This is a genomic window from Paracoccus actinidiae, assembly GCF_030863885.1.
Taxonomy (GTDB): Bacteria; Pseudomonadota; Alphaproteobacteria; order Rhodobacterales; family Rhodobacteraceae; genus Paracoccus; species Paracoccus everestensis.
The window spans coordinates 272534-285083 of record NZ_CP132956.1; the positions used below are offsets into that span (position 1 = coordinate 272534).

Annotated in this window: 15 protein-coding genes; 5 read left to right on the top strand and 10 right to left on the bottom strand. The window is 64.2% G+C overall.

The window, feature by feature from the left end:
- Window positions 1-35: 35 nt before the first annotated feature.
- Both Q5701_RS01380 and Q5701_RS01385 read right to left on the bottom strand, forming a co-directional pair.
- Entirely contained in the window at window positions 36-569 is a 534-nt protein-coding gene (locus Q5701_RS01380) for an adenine phosphoribosyltransferase (protein WP_234855100.1), read from the bottom strand.
- A complete protein-coding gene (locus Q5701_RS01385; protein WP_234855101.1) occupies window positions 566-1168 on the bottom strand; it encodes a flavin reductase family protein in 603 nt (200 codons plus the stop codon). Before Q5701_RS01385 ends, Q5701_RS01380 begins: the two co-directional genes overlap by 4 nt.
- A 123-nt stretch (window positions 1169-1291) precedes the next feature.
- Between Q5701_RS01385 and Q5701_RS01390 the strand changes: the two genes are divergently transcribed.
- Together Q5701_RS01390 and Q5701_RS01395 are read left to right on the top strand one after the other, a co-directional pair.
- Window positions 1292-1897, top strand: a complete 606-nt coding sequence (locus Q5701_RS01390; protein WP_306753379.1) for a GNAT family N-acetyltransferase — start codon at window positions 1292-1294, stop codon at window positions 1895-1897.
- Window positions 1857-2645: an EcsC family protein gene (locus Q5701_RS01395; protein ID WP_306753380.1), complete on the top strand. Its 789-nt coding sequence runs from the start codon at window positions 1857-1859 to the stop codon at window positions 2643-2645. The genes Q5701_RS01390 and Q5701_RS01395 overlap by 41 nt, the downstream gene beginning before the upstream one ends.
- An 84-nt stretch (window positions 2646-2729) precedes the next feature.
- On the opposite strand, the gene Q5701_RS01400 is transcribed toward Q5701_RS01395, so the two are convergent.
- Entirely contained in the window at window positions 2730-4253 is a 1524-nt protein-coding gene (locus tag Q5701_RS01400; RefSeq protein WP_306753381.1) for an ATP-dependent DNA helicase, read from the bottom strand.
- Between the two features lie 70 nt (window positions 4254-4323).
- Window positions 4324-5685: an NADP-specific glutamate dehydrogenase gene (gene gdhA, locus Q5701_RS01405; protein ID WP_306753382.1), complete on the bottom strand. Its 1362-nt coding sequence runs from the start codon at window positions 5683-5685 to the stop codon at window positions 4324-4326.
- 175 nt (window positions 5686-5860) lie between these two features.
- On the opposite strand from gdhA, the gene Q5701_RS01410 reads away from it, so the two are divergent.
- Window positions 5861-6067: a hypothetical protein gene (locus Q5701_RS01410; protein ID WP_306753383.1), complete on the top strand. Its 207-nt coding sequence runs from the start codon at window positions 5861-5863 to the stop codon at window positions 6065-6067.
- Window positions 6068-6237: 170 nt separating this feature from the next.
- Window positions 6238-6441: a hypothetical protein gene (locus tag Q5701_RS01415; protein WP_306753384.1), complete on the top strand. Its 204-nt coding sequence runs from the start codon at window positions 6238-6240 to the stop codon at window positions 6439-6441.
- 70 nt (window positions 6442-6511) lie between these two features.
- Here the strand turns inward: Q5701_RS01415 and ccrA are convergent, their stop codons facing one another.
- Complete coding sequence (gene ccrA, locus Q5701_RS01420) at window positions 6512-7804, bottom strand: crotonyl-CoA carboxylase/reductase (RefSeq protein ID WP_306753385.1); 1293 nt, start codon at window positions 7802-7804, stop codon at window positions 6512-6514.
- Window positions 7805-8013: 209 nt separating this feature from the next.
- Between ccrA and Q5701_RS01425 the strand changes: the two genes are divergently transcribed.
- On the top strand, window positions 8014-9972 hold the full coding sequence (locus tag Q5701_RS01425) for an ethylmalonyl-CoA mutase (RefSeq protein ID WP_306753386.1): 1959 nt from the start codon (window positions 8014-8016) through the stop codon (window positions 9970-9972).
- A gap of 133 nt (window positions 9973-10105) precedes the next feature.
- On the opposite strand, the gene rpmE is transcribed toward Q5701_RS01425, so the two are convergent.
- From rpmE to rpsP, 5 genes are read right to left on the bottom strand one after another with little or no spacing between them, the layout of a single operon-like run.
- Window positions 10106-10327: a 50S ribosomal protein L31 gene (gene rpmE / locus Q5701_RS01430; RefSeq protein WP_234855110.1), complete on the bottom strand. Its 222-nt coding sequence runs from the start codon at window positions 10325-10327 to the stop codon at window positions 10106-10108.
- 11 nt (window positions 10328-10338) lie between these two features.
- Window positions 10339-10722, bottom strand: coding sequence for a 50S ribosomal protein L19 (rplS, locus tag Q5701_RS01435; protein WP_234855111.1), 384 nt, complete (start codon window positions 10720-10722; stop codon window positions 10339-10341).
- Window positions 10719-11606, bottom strand: coding sequence for a tRNA (guanosine(37)-N1)-methyltransferase TrmD (gene trmD / locus Q5701_RS01440; RefSeq protein ID WP_306753387.1), 888 nt, complete (start codon window positions 11604-11606; stop codon window positions 10719-10721). The genes rplS and trmD overlap by 4 nt, the downstream gene beginning before the upstream one ends.
- On the bottom strand, window positions 11603-12103 hold the full coding sequence (rimM, locus tag Q5701_RS01445; protein ID WP_306753388.1) for a ribosome maturation factor RimM: 501 nt from the start codon (window positions 12101-12103) through the stop codon (window positions 11603-11605). The genes trmD and rimM overlap by 4 nt, the downstream gene beginning before the upstream one ends.
- A 48-nt stretch (window positions 12104-12151) precedes the next feature.
- Window positions 12152-12508 carry a 30S ribosomal protein S16 gene (gene rpsP / locus Q5701_RS01450; RefSeq protein ID WP_234855114.1) on the bottom strand — a complete coding sequence of 119 codons (357 nt, stop codon included), beginning with the start codon at window positions 12506-12508 and terminating at the stop codon, window positions 12152-12154.
- Between the last annotated feature and the right edge of the window lie 42 nt (window positions 12509-12550).

The following is a 12550-nucleotide window of genomic DNA, read 5'->3' on the forward strand; positions in this document are numbered from 1 at the left end:
CTGAAGGTCAACAAAGATGCGTGAAATCACGCACCCTACGTCCCTTCGAAGGCACAAAGCGCATGAACTTCATGCCCCATCCCTTCCAGAACCTTTCGCCCGCCCAGGTCCGGCAGGTCGATCACAAAGGCGCAACCCACCACCTTGGCCCCCATTCTTTCGCACAGGCTGATCCCCGCCGCCGCCGTGCCGCCGGTGGCCAGCAGGTCGTCCACGATCAGCACCCGCTCGCCCGGCTTCAAGGCGTCGTCATGGACCTCGACCACCGCCTCGCCATATTCCAGTTGATAGGCTTGGCTGATCACCGCGCCCGGCAGCTTGCCTTTTTTGCGGATCGGAACAAAGCCGGTGGAGAGTTGGTGCGCCACCGCGCCCCCCAGGATAAAGCCCCGCGCCTCCAGCCCCACGACCTTGTCGATCCGCGCGCCCGCATAGGGGGCCAGCAACTGGTCGACGGCGATGCGAAACCCGCGGGCGTCGGCGAACAGCGTGGTCACGTCGCGGAACAGGATCCCTTCATGCGGGAAATCGGCGATGGTGCGGATATAATCCTTGACGTTCAGGCTCATGCAGGGCGTTCCATTTCGAACAACTCGGTCACGGCGGCATAATCGCGATAGCCCAGCCGCGCAATCCAGCCGCCTGCCGCGCGCGGATCGAAGCGGCCGTCCACCACGCAATCGTCGCGGATATGCACGCCTGTCACCACGCCCAAGACGACGAAATTCGCCTCGCCCGCCAAGGGAACCACACGGGTCAGGCGGCATTCCAGGGCGGCGGCGGCACCCGCCACGCGCGGGCAGGCGATCGTTTCGCATTCCGCGGCCTCGATCCCGGCGGCCTGAAATTCGTCGATCCCGGCGGGCAGGGGGGCCGAGGACGCGTTCACCTGGTCGCGCAAATCGCCTGTCGCGATGTTCACGCAGAACACCCCCGTTTCGATGATCTGCGCCACGCTGTCCTTGGTGCCGTTGCGGTCGGGTTTCGCACTGGTGGACGCAAACATCACCTGCGGCGGAACATAGGCCACGGCATTGAAAAAGGAATAGGGCGCCAGATTGTCGCCCGCCGTTCCGCGCGTGGAAATCCAGCCGATCGGACGGGGCGCGACAAGGGCGTTGAAAGGGTTATGGGGCAGCCCGTGGCCGTTTTCGGGGCGGTAGAACATCGCGGGCCTCCTGTGATTTGCGCCCATAACCTGCCATCAGCTGGGTCGCGCCGCAATGGCCCGAGGATTGTTTCATCATCTGCAAGCCCATGCTAAGGGGCGCAAAGACCCCCAGGAGGCGCGATGTACGAAATCTGCCCCGAGACACCCGCCGACGAAGCCGAGGTCGAGGGGCTTTACGACCTGTGCTTCGCGCCGGGGCGGACCGCGCTGTCGTCATACCGGCTGCGGGACGGGGTGCCCAGGGTTTCTGACCTGTGCCTGGTGCTGCGCGACGGATCGAACACGCTGATGGCGGCAATCCGGTTCTGGCCGGCGCGGGTGGGGGAATGGCCCGTGCTGCTGCTGGGGCCGATCGCCGTGCATCCGACCGCCCAGGGCGAGGGGCTGGGGGGCCTGCTGATGCGCGACAGCCTGGCGCGGGCGCGCACCCTGGGCTGGGACCGGGTACTGCTGGTGGGCGACGCGCCTTATTACAGCCGCTTCGGTTTCGCGCGGCTGGACGATGTGGTCATGCCGCCGCCGACCAACCCCGCGCGCGTGCTTGGGCTGGAACTTCGTCCCGGCGCCTGGGTTGATGTGACAGGGCCGGCGACGCGCGAAACCACGCCCGATATCGGGAAAATGTCGCGCGGCGCCAATGCCCTGTCGGCCTGCGTCACGGTCGACCACCCCAGAGAGGATACCGATGCCCACCAATCAGCAACTGGTGCTTCCGCCGATCAATGATCCCTCGGTCCATGCCCAGGTCGACCGCCTGGCGCGGCGTTACCTGGATGCGGGCGGGCTGGGGATGGAGGTGATGACCGTCGTCGGCAACAGCGCCGAGGGGCTGATCGAAAAGCTGCCGGGCTTTGTGCGCAACCGGATGGACCGCATCACCCGCGCGGCGCTGAACCGGGCCTTTGCGGCGGCCACGACCTCGCGCCGCATGGTGCGCGACCGGGGCGACTGGTTCAACCGCATGGCCTCGACCGTCAGCGGTGCGGCTGGAGGGGTGGGCGGCTTTGCAGGAGCGATGATCGAACTGCCCTTCACGATCACGCTGCTGCTGCGCGCGATGCTGGACATCGCCGTCGAACATGGCCTTGACCCCGACAGCGAGGAGGTGCGGATGGAATGCCTGCGCATCTTCGCCGCCGCCGGCCCCATGGCCGAGGATGACACGACCGACCTGGGTCTGCTGGCCGCACGGATGTCGGTTACCGGCCAGACGGTGCAGGGCCTGATCAGCAAGGTCGCGCCGCGCTTGTCGGTGTCGATGGGGCAGAAGCTGGCCGCCCAAGCCGCGCCGATCTTTGGCGCCGTGGTGGGGGCCTCGATCAACTATACCTTCACGCGCTATTACCAGGAACTGGCCCGCGTGCATTTCGGCATCATGCGCCTGTCCCACGAAACCGGCATCCCCAGGGAAGCCCTGGTCGAGGCATTGCGCCTGTCCATCGAACGCCTGGATCACCGCCGGGCGGCACGCTGATCCGGCTTTTGCCTTGTAGAAAATATCCTCGGGGGGTCCGGGGGGCGAAGCGCCCCCGGCCATCGCGGGACGCAAAATCCAGCGTCAGTCTTCCTCGGCCGCCAGTTCCATCGCGACTGGCGCGTCCAGGTCGTCCGTTCCCAGCGGCGCCGATGGACGGGCCAGCCGGGCCTTCGTGATCCAGAACAACCGTTCCTGCGCCCGCGTGATCGCGACATAGGCCAGGCGCTTCCACAAGGGAATCCCTGCCTCGTTGCGGTTCGACCAGGCGGCCGCGCTGATGTCGGGACCAAAGACCTGGACTTCGGGCCATTGCGAACCTTGCGACTTGTGGATCGTCACCGCAGCACCATGCAGGAAGGTCGCGCCCATTCGGGCGGCAAAGGGGATAAAGGGCTCTTCCTCGTCCGGCAGCTCGATCTTGACGATGCTGGCGGCAGACAGGCGCGGATCCTCGGCACCGATGACGTGCAGGCGCGAAAAGCCGGGCTTGCGGCCAGGGCCGAGGTATACCACCTGCGCACCCTTGATCAGCCCGCGCGCCTCCAGGTCGATGCGCTTCTTCCGGTGCTTCAGGGGCAGTTCCAGCCCGTCGCAGATCAGCGGCTCTCCCGGCAGCAGCGCATCGCCGGGCGCGCCAAAGGCCGCGCGAAATGCCGTGATCAGCCGGATGCGCGTGGCATTGCGCCAGACCAGGACCGGGCTGCGCGCCATCAGGTCGCTTTCCGCGCGTTCGGCCCAGACCACCCGGTCGTCATGGCGTGCCGCGGCGCGGATCAGGCTTTCAAAACCGTCAAAGGACAGGGCGTCGTCAGACAGCGCATGGGCCAGATCCAGGATCGGGCTGTCGTCGGCCTGGCGGTGGACGCGGTTGAGAACCAGCCGTTGCGACGGGGCCAGCTTCTCGAACACCATCTCGCCCGACTGGCCCACGGGGGCAAGCTGCGCCGGATCGCCGAACAGCACCAGCAGCGGAAAGATCTCTCGCAGATCGTCGAACTGCTTTTCGTCCAGCATGGACGCCTCGTCGATCAGCCCCACGTCCAGGGCATCCTCGCGCCGTTTCCAGCCGCGGATGAAATCCGATCCGCGCAGCCCCGCCGCCGCAAGGGCGCCGGGGATCGAGGCGTGCTGGTCGTGAAACGCCTTGGCCCGGTCCAGGGCCAGATCGGTCATGCCCTCGACAACGGGGCGGTCGCCGGTGCCGGTCAGCCATTCCGCCAGCTTTTCGTATTCGGGATCGTAAACGGGGGTGTAAAGGATCCGATGGATCGTCGTCGCGGGAACGCCGCGCATCCGCAGCACGAAGGCCGCCTTGTTGGTGGGCGCCAGGATCGCCACGCTGCGCCGGTCCTTGCGGCGGCGGCCTTCGTAATCGCCGCTGACGACCTCGACCCCGGCATTGCGCAGGGCCTTGGTCATCTGCGACAAAAGCAGCGTCTTGCCCGATCCGGCCTTGCCGATCACGGCCAGGACGCGACCCTTGCCGGGCTGGGGCGGATGCAGTTCCCTGGCGATCATGTCGATGCCTGCCGCACCAAAGGCGTCGGTCAGGGCATCCCAGGCATCGGCCTGATCGGCGGACAGGATGGGGGCGGGCACGGTCATGGCCCGGTCATAGCCCGCCCTTGGGGAAAAGCGAAGGCACCATGACGGCGCCCTCGCGGTTTGCATCCAGTCAGATCACCCCAAAGGCCAGCATCGGTTCGGCCACGCGCACAAAGCCCGCGATGTTCGCCCCGATCACATAGTCGCCCGGCGCGCCGTATTCGTCCGCCGTGACATAGCAGGCATCGTGGATGTCGCGCATGATTTCGGCCAGCCTTGCCTCGGTCTTTTCGAAGGACCAACGGTCGCGCGATGCGTTCTGCTGCATTTCCAGGGCCGAGGTGGCGACGCCGCCCGCGTTTGCCGCCTTGCCCGGGCCGAAGCAGACGCCCGCCTGCTGAAAGGCGCGGATCGCCTCGGGGGTCGAGGGCATGTTGGCGCCTTCGCCCACGGCCATGACGCCGTTCTGGATCAGCTTTCTTGCGTCCCGGCCGGTCAGTTCGTTCTGAGTGGCCGAGGGCATGGCGACCTGGCAAGGCACGTCCCAAATCACGCCGTCGCCGGATTTTACGAAGTAGACCCCGTTTCCATCGCCCTTCAGGCGTAGGTAATCAGAAATGCGGCCACGGCGGATTTCCTTGATTTCCTTGACCAGGGCCAGATCCAATCCGCTTTCGTCCACGATATAGCCGCTGCTGTCGGAGCAGGCGATCACCTTGCCGCCATAGGATTGGACCTTTTCGATGGTGTAAACGGCGACATTGCCCGAACCGGACACCACAACCGTCTTGCCGTCGAAATCCTCGCCCTTGGTTTGCAGCATGGCGCGAGTGAAATAGGTGTTGCCGTAACCCGTCGCCTCTTTCCGGGCCAGCGATCCGCCATAGAACAGACCCTTGCCGGTCAGCACGCCCGCCTCGTACCGGTTGGTCAGGCGCTTGTACTGGCCGAACATATAGCCGATCTCTCGGGCGCCGACGCCGATGTCGCCTGCGGGCACGTCGGTGTATTCGCCCAAGTGGCGATACAGTTCGGTCATGAAGGACTGGCAGAACCGCATGATTTCCGTGTCCGACCGGCCCTTGGGGTCAAAGTCGGATCCACCCTTGCCGCCGCCGATGGGCAGGCCGGTCAGCGCGTTCTTGAAGGTCTGCTCGAAGCCCAGGAACTTGATGATCCCGACATTCACCGACGGATGGAACCGCAAGCCGCCCTTGTAGGGACCCATGGCGGAATTGAACTGGACGCGGAAGCCGCGGTTGATCTGGACGCGGTTCTGGTCGTCGGTCCAGGGCACGCGGAAGATGATCTGGCGTTCGGGTTCGCAAATCCGCTCGATCAGGGCATTGTCCAGGTATTCGGGATGCTTTGCCACCACCCGTCCCAGGCTTTCCAGCACCTCGCGCACGGCTTGGTGGAACTCGGCCTCACCGGCATTGCGCCGGACGACCTCGTCATAGATGGGGGTCAGCTTGTCGTCGATCTGGACCATGTCCACTGTCCTTTCGTCATTCCGACAGCGGGGTTAGCCGTAATCTTGTGCAAGTTGAATGGGCAGGCGCGACATAAACAGGCAAAATATGCACGGTTCAGGCAAAAACAGGAAAGCCCCTGCAACTTTTCGCGCAGTGTCGCGTGTATGAAGGATCGTCGAAAAGGAACGCGCGATGATCGAACTGTTCTTTGTGACCTGCCTGATCAGCGACCCGCAGCGCTGCGCTGAACACAGCCTGCTGTTCGAGGAACGCAACGGGGTGCATACCTGCATGCTGGAGAGCCAGAACGAATTGGCGCGGTGGGTCGCCGCCCATCCCGACGACCATGTGGTCGAATGGAAATGCCGCAAGCCCGAGGCAGGCGATACCCGGATCTGACTGACGTTCGGATTGCCAGGATCTTTATGGATCGCCTGATGCGCATCCAAATTTTTCATGATGTCAGAACGATATCCTCGATTCACGGCGCAATCACGCCGGGATGAGAATCATATCCTCAGCCCGTATGTCAACGGGCGCCTCGTGGCAGAGTGGAAAAGGAGGATGTGATGATTGAACTGCTGTTTGTAAGTTGCCTGTCAGCCGATCCTGCCAGTTGCCAGAATCGCAGCCTGGTCTTTGTCGAGACGAACCTGATGGCCTGCATGGTGCATGGCCAGCAGGTCATGGCGCGATGGATCGACAGCCATCCCAAGGAAACCGTGCAGGAATGGGAATGCCGCATGGTCGACCGGCGCAAGGCCGAGATCTGATCGCCGCGCCGCGCCGCGGCAGAACAGGACAAAGGGGCCGACCAGCAGCCCCTTTGTCCCAACAGCAAGTCTACAGGCTGCGCCGGGCTTCCAACGCATCCTCGAAGGTGCGCAGGCCCGTGGTGGGCGCCTGGACCAGCACGGACATATTGCCCGGCTTGTGCTGGTTCCTCATCATCTTCACATGGGCCTGCGGGATCTCTGCCCAGGGGAAGACCTCGGACATGCAGGGATCCAGGCGACGTTCCAGCATCAGCTTGTTGGCGGCGCTTGCCTGTTTCAGATGCGCGAAATGGCTGCCCTGGATACGCTTCTGGTGCATCCACAGGTAACGCACGTCGAAGGTGCAGTTGAAGCCCGTGGTGCCCGCGCAGATCACCACCATGCCGCCCTTCTTGCAGACAAAGGTGCTGACGGGGAAGGTCGCCTCGCCGGGGTGTTCGAAGACGATATCGACATTGTTGCCCTTGCCGGTGATGTCCCAGATGGCCTTGCCGAACTTGCGGACCTCATTGAACCAGTCCTTGTATTCGGGCGTGTTCACGGTGGGCAACTGGCCCCAGCAGTTGAATTCCTTGCGGTTGATGACGCCCTTGGCGCCCAGGCCCATCACGAAGTCGCGCTTGTCTTCCTCGGAGATGACGCCAATGGCATTGCCGCCCGCCGCGTTGATCAGCTGGATCGCATAGGATCCGAGACCCCCGGACGCGCCCCAGACCAGCACGTTCATGCCGGGCTTCAGCTCATGCGGTTCATGCCCGAACAGCATCCGGTATGCGGTGGCCAGCGTCAGAGTATAGCAGGCCGATTCTTCCCATGTCAGGTGTTTGGGACGGGGCATCAACTGCTGGGACTGGACGCGGGTGAACTGGGCAAAGCTGCCGTCGGGGGTCTCGTAGCCCCAGATGCGCTGCGTGGGCGAATACATCGGGTCGCCGCCGTTGCATTCCTCGTCGTCGCCGTCGTCCTGGTTGCAGTGGATCACGACCTCGTCGCCGACCTTCCACCGCTTGACCTTGTCGCCCACGGCCCAGACGATCCCCGAGGCATCGGATCCCGCGATATGATACGGCTGCTTGTGAACGTCGAACATGCTGATCGGCACGCCCAGGCCCGCCCAGATGCCGTTATAGTTGACGCCAGCCGCCATCACCAGGACCAGCACCTCGTTGCTGTCGATGGCGGGGGTGTCCACGACCTCCAGCTGCATGGCCTGGTCCGGTTCGCCCTGGCGTTCGCGGCGTATTGCCCAGGCGTGCATCTTTGCCGGCACATGGCCCAAGGGCGGCATCTCTCCGATGTCGTAGAGATCCTTCACAGCGGCATCATAAGGTGCGATCGGGGTGGGGGAGTCGAGGGCCATCAGCTTCTCCTTCACATCTGCTGCGGCGCAGAATCGCCGCCTGTCTGCCGCAATTGGTAAGATCGGATGCGCAACATTGCAATAAGCTGAACCAGAAATCAGCAATAAAATGTCTGAACCACTGCATCATTGCCGCGCTGCGGCGAATTGACGGCGCATATTTGTTTCGGTATCGCTTTCAGGACCGAAAGATTGTTGCGAGGTGCCGCATGGCTCAGAAAGACAAACCCTGGCTGTTCCGCACCTATGCAGGGCATTCCACGGCGGAAAAGTCGAACGCACTGTATCGCGGCAATCTGGCCAAGGGGCAGACGGGCCTGTCGGTGGCCTTCGATCTGCCGACCCAGACCGGATATGACAGCGATCATGTGCTGGCGCGGGGCGAGGTCGGCAAGGTCGGCGTGCCGATCTGTCATCTGGGCGATATGCGGGCGCTGTTCGACCAGATCCCGCTGGAGCAGATGAACACCTCGATGACGATCAACGCGACGGCGCCCTGGCTGTTGTCGCTGTATATCGCGGTGGCCGAGGAACAGGGCGCGGACATCGCGGCCTTGCAGGGCACCGTCCAGAACGACCTGATCAAGGAATACCTGTCGCGTGGCACCTATATCTGCCCGCCAAAGCCCTCGTTGGCGATGATCACGGATGTGGCAGCCTATACCCGGGAACACCTGCCAAGGTGGAACCCGATGAATGTCTGTTCCTATCACCTCCAGGAAGCCGGGGCGACGCCGCAGCAGGAACTGGCCTATGCCCTGGCGACCGCCATTGCCGTGCTGGACGATCTGAAAGGCAAGGTTCCCTCCGAGAGTTTCCCGGACATGGTGGGCCGCATCAGCTTTTTCGTGAACGCAGGCATCCGCTTCGTGACCGAGATGTGCAAGATGCGGGCGTTTACGGAACTGTGGGACGAGATCACGCAAGATCGGTATGGCATCGCGGATGAGAAATACCGCCGCTTCCGCTATGGCGTGCAGGTCAACAGCCTGGGGCTGACCGAACAGCAGCCTGAAAACAACGTGTATCGCATCCTGCTGGAAATGCTGGCCGTCACGCTGTCGAAGAACGCCCGGGCGCGGGCCGTACAGTTGCCTGCCTGGAACGAGGCCTTGGGCCTGCCGCGCCCCTGGGACCAGCAATGGTCGCTGCGGATGCAGCAGATCGTCGCCTATGAAACCGACCTGCTGGAATATGGCGACCTGTTCGACGGCAATCCGGTCATTGCCGCCAAGGTCGAGGAACTGAAGGCAGGCGCGCGGGATGAATTGCGCCTGCTGGACGACATGGGCGGGGCGATCGCGGCCATCGACTACATGAAGGCGCGGCTGGTCGAATCGAACGCGGAACGGCTGGGCCGGATCGAGAGCAACGAAACCGTCGTGGTCGGCGTGAACCGCTGGCAACAGGGAGAGCCTTCGCCGCTGGTGGCAGGAGACGGCGGCATCATGGTGGTCGATCCCGCGGTGGAACAGGACCAGATCGCCCGGCTGCAAGCTTGGCGCGCGGTGCGGGACGAAGGCGCGGTGCAACTGGCGCTTGGCGCCTTGCGCGATGCGGCGCGGCGGGGCGAGAACGTGATGCCCCATTCCATCGCTGCCGCCAAGGCAGGGGCCACGACCGGCGAATGGGCGGGCATCATGCGGCAGGTCCATGGTGAATATCGCGGTCCGACCGGGGTATCGGCAAGCCCGTCGAACCGGACCGAGGGACTGGAGGATATTCGCGACGCCGTGGATGCCGTCAGCGCCCGCCTGGGCCGGCGGCTGAAATTCGTGGTCGGCAAGCCGGGGTTGGACGGTCATTCCAACGGCGCCGAACAGATCGCCTTCCGCGCCCGCGACTGCGGCATGGACATCACCTATGAAGGCATCCGGCTGACGCCCGAGCAGATCGTGGCGCGCGCGCAAGAGGAGGACGCCCATGTCGTCGGCCTGTCTATCCTGTCGGGCAGCCACCTGCCGCTGATCGAGGATCTGATGGCCCGCATCCGCGCGGCGGGATTGGACCATGTTCCGGTAATCGTGGGCGGCATCATCCCGGATGAGGATGCAGCGCGCCTGCGGGCGATGGGCGTGGCGCGGGTCTATACGCCCAAGGATTTCCAGTTGAACGCGATCATGATGGATATTGTCGCGCTGGTGGAGCCAAGCGTCGAGGCTGCGTGACGCCAAGCTTTCATTTTGGTCTAAATATCCCGGGGGAGTCCCGCAGGGACGGGGGCAGCGCCCCCGCTTTCATGGGAAAACAAAAACGCCGCCCGGTGGGGGCGGCGTTTCGCAATTCCGGGGGCAGGGCTGATCAGAAGCCCAGGCCCGCGTATTTCGACTTGAACTTCGACACGCGGCCGCCGGTGTCCATCAGCTTGGCCGAACCGCCGGTCCAGGCCGGGTGCACCGTGGGGTCGATGTCCAGCGTCATGGTCTGGCCTTCCGCACCCCAGGTCGAACGGGTTTGATAGGTGGTGCCATCGGTCATCTTGATCTCGATGGCGTGGTAATCGGGATGGATATCTTTTTTCATCGGAAGGATCCTCAGGCTTTCGCGTCGGACAGCGGACGATAGTTGGTTTTCTCGACGATACGGGCCGATTTGCCGCGACGGTCGCGCAGGTAATACAGCTTGGCGCGGCGGACCTTGCCCCGGCGCACGACCTCGATCGAATCGATGTTGGTCGAATACAGCGGGAAGACGCGCTCCACGCCTTCGCCAAAGCTGATCTTGCGTACGGTAAAGCTGGCCGCGATCGTGGCGCCGCCCTTGCGCGAGATGCAGACGCCTTCATACATCTGGACGCGCGACCGCGTGCCTTCGGTCACTTTGTAGCCGACGCGAATGGTGTCGCCGGCCCGGAAATCCGGGATAGATTTGCCAAGCTGGGCGATTTGCTCGGCTTCGAGTTCTGCGATCAGGTTCATCGCCTGGGTTCCTTGTCATGCTCGCGGTGGTTCCGCGATTGGTCTGATGCGCCCGAGAGCTGTCGGTCCTTTGCCGGGTCCATACCGTCCTGGTATGCCCGCCACAGGTCGGGGCGGCGTTGCTTTGTCAGCCTTTCGGCCTCACCGGCCCGCCAACGATGAATGGCCGCGTGATTGCCGGACAGCAGAACCTCCGGTATCTCGCGGCCTTCCCATTGGGCAGGCTTCGTGAACTGGGGGGCCTCAAGCAGACCCCTGTTGCCGATGGAAAAGGATTCCTCGGCCAGAGAGTCGTGATTCCCCAGCACGCGCGGTATAAGGCGAACCGTCGCGTCGATCAAGACCTGAGCGGCGATCTCTCCTCCGGTCAGGACATAGTCGCCGATGCTGATTTCCTCGATGTCATGGGCATCCAGCACGCGCTGGTCCACGCCCTCGAACCGCCCGCAGATCAGGGTGACGCCGTTGCCCTGGGCCAAGTCGCGGGCGCGGGCCTGGGTCAGGGGCGCGCCGCGCGGGGACATATAGATCACCGGACGCGACGGGCCCTGGCGCGCTTCGCGCAGGGCGGCGTCCATCACGTCGGCGCGGATCACCATGCCCGCGCCGCCGCCTGTGGGCGTGTCATCGACATTGCGGTGGCGGCCAATGCCGAAGTCGCGCAGGGGAATGGTGCGCAGGTTCCACAACCCTTGCGCCAAGGCCTTGCCGGTCAGCGACAGGCCCAGGATGCCGGGAAAGGCTTCGGGGAACAGGGTAACGATGCTGGCGGTCCAAGCACCCTGCACCTGCGGCTCTGCCATCAACTCGCGCGGGCGCAGGCTGGCGGTAATGGACAGGCGGCCATGGGATTTCGGTTCGGGGGATTTGGGGGCGTCGGTCATTCGTCGTCGGCCGGGGGATCGGCCACGATGCGCCGCGCGGTCAGATCGACCGTGGGGACGACGGCGCGGGTGAAGGGCAGCAGCAGCACATCCTTGCCGCCCACGACCTCCAAAATGTCGCCCGCGCCGTGGTCGAAGATCGCGCGGACCCGGCCCAGCACGACGCCGCCGGTATCGACGACCTCAAGCCCGATCAGGTCGGCATGGTAGAATTCATCATCGGGAAGCGAGGGCAGGGCGGATCGCGGTGCCCAGAGGGTAACGCCCCGCAAGGCCTCGGCATCCTCCCGGGTGGCCACGCCTGACAGGCGCGCGCCAAGACCGCCGGTGACGGGGTGGGTCAGCTTGACGGAAAAGCTGCGCTTGCCGTCTTCGGTCGTCAGGGGACCATAGGTCGCGACATCGGCGGGTTCGGAACAAAAGCTTTTCAGCCGCACCTCGCCCCGGACCCCGAAGGCCCCGGCGATTGCGCCGACGCAGATGCGGTCTTGTGTCATGCGGCCCTCGTGGAAAGCAAAGGGCGGGGTTGCCCCCGCCCGTCGTGATTACTCGGCCTCGGCCGGGGCAGCGGCTTTCGCGGCCTTTTCGTCGGCACGCGCCTTGGCTTTCTTGCCAGGCTCGCCCTTCTTCAGGTTGGAACGGTCGGCTTTCTCGCGGACGCCGGCGGCTTCCAGGAAGCGGGCCACGCGGTCGGTCGGTTGCGCGCCCTGGTCCAGCCAATGCTTGGCGCGGTCCAGATCCAGCTTGATACGGTCTTCGCTGTCTTTCGCCAGCAGCGGGTTATAGGTGCCCAGCTTTTCCAGGAAGCGGCCGTCGCGCGGCATCCGCGAATCGGACACGACGATGGCGTAATGCGGGCGCTTTTTGCTGCCGCCACGGGCCAGACGGATTTTCGTTGCCATTGGGTTTCTCCTTGTAATGGCGGGTTTGGCGGGGATCCCGCC

What these genes read in the sequence shown, in the direction of transcription:
- Q5701_RS01380 (WP_234855100.1), bottom strand. Translation starts at nt 569, where the DNA reads ATGAGCCTGAACGTCAAGGATTATATCCGCACCATCGCCGATTTCCCG.
- Q5701_RS01385 (WP_234855101.1), bottom strand. Translation starts at nt 1,168, where the DNA reads ATGTTCTACCGCCCCGAAAACGGCCACGGGCTGCCCCATAACCCTTTC.
- Q5701_RS01390 (WP_306753379.1), top strand. Translation starts at nt 1,292, where the DNA reads ATGTACGAAATCTGCCCCGAGACACCCGCCGACGAAGCCGAGGTCGAG.
- Q5701_RS01395 (WP_306753380.1), top strand. Translation starts at nt 1,857, where the DNA reads ATGCCCACCAATCAGCAACTGGTGCTTCCGCCGATCAATGATCCCTCG.
- Q5701_RS01400 (WP_306753381.1), bottom strand. Translation starts at nt 4,253, where the DNA reads ATGACCGTGCCCGCCCCCATCCTGTCCGCCGATCAGGCCGATGCCTGG.
- gdhA (WP_306753382.1), bottom strand. Translation starts at nt 5,685, where the DNA reads ATGGTCCAGATCGACGACAAGCTGACCCCCATCTATGACGAGGTCGTC.
- Q5701_RS01410 (WP_306753383.1), top strand. Translation starts at nt 5,861, where the DNA reads ATGATCGAACTGTTCTTTGTGACCTGCCTGATCAGCGACCCGCAGCGC.
- Q5701_RS01415 (WP_306753384.1), top strand. Translation starts at nt 6,238, where the DNA reads ATGATTGAACTGCTGTTTGTAAGTTGCCTGTCAGCCGATCCTGCCAGT.
- ccrA (WP_306753385.1), bottom strand. Translation starts at nt 7,804, where the DNA reads ATGGCCCTCGACTCCCCCACCCCGATCGCACCTTATGATGCCGCTGTG.
- Q5701_RS01425 (WP_306753386.1), top strand. Translation starts at nt 8,014, where the DNA reads ATGGCTCAGAAAGACAAACCCTGGCTGTTCCGCACCTATGCAGGGCAT.
- rpmE (WP_234855110.1), bottom strand. Translation starts at nt 10,327, where the DNA reads ATGAAAAAAGATATCCATCCCGATTACCACGCCATCGAGATCAAGATG.
- rplS (WP_234855111.1), bottom strand. Translation starts at nt 10,722, where the DNA reads ATGAACCTGATCGCAGAACTCGAAGCCGAGCAAATCGCCCAGCTTGGC.
- trmD (WP_306753387.1), bottom strand. Translation starts at nt 11,606, where the DNA reads ATGACCGACGCCCCCAAATCCCCCGAACCGAAATCCCATGGCCGCCTG.
- rimM (WP_306753388.1), bottom strand. Translation starts at nt 12,103, where the DNA reads ATGACACAAGACCGCATCTGCGTCGGCGCAATCGCCGGGGCCTTCGGG.
- rpsP (WP_234855114.1), bottom strand. Translation starts at nt 12,508, where the DNA reads ATGGCAACGAAAATCCGTCTGGCCCGTGGCGGCAGCAAAAAGCGCCCG.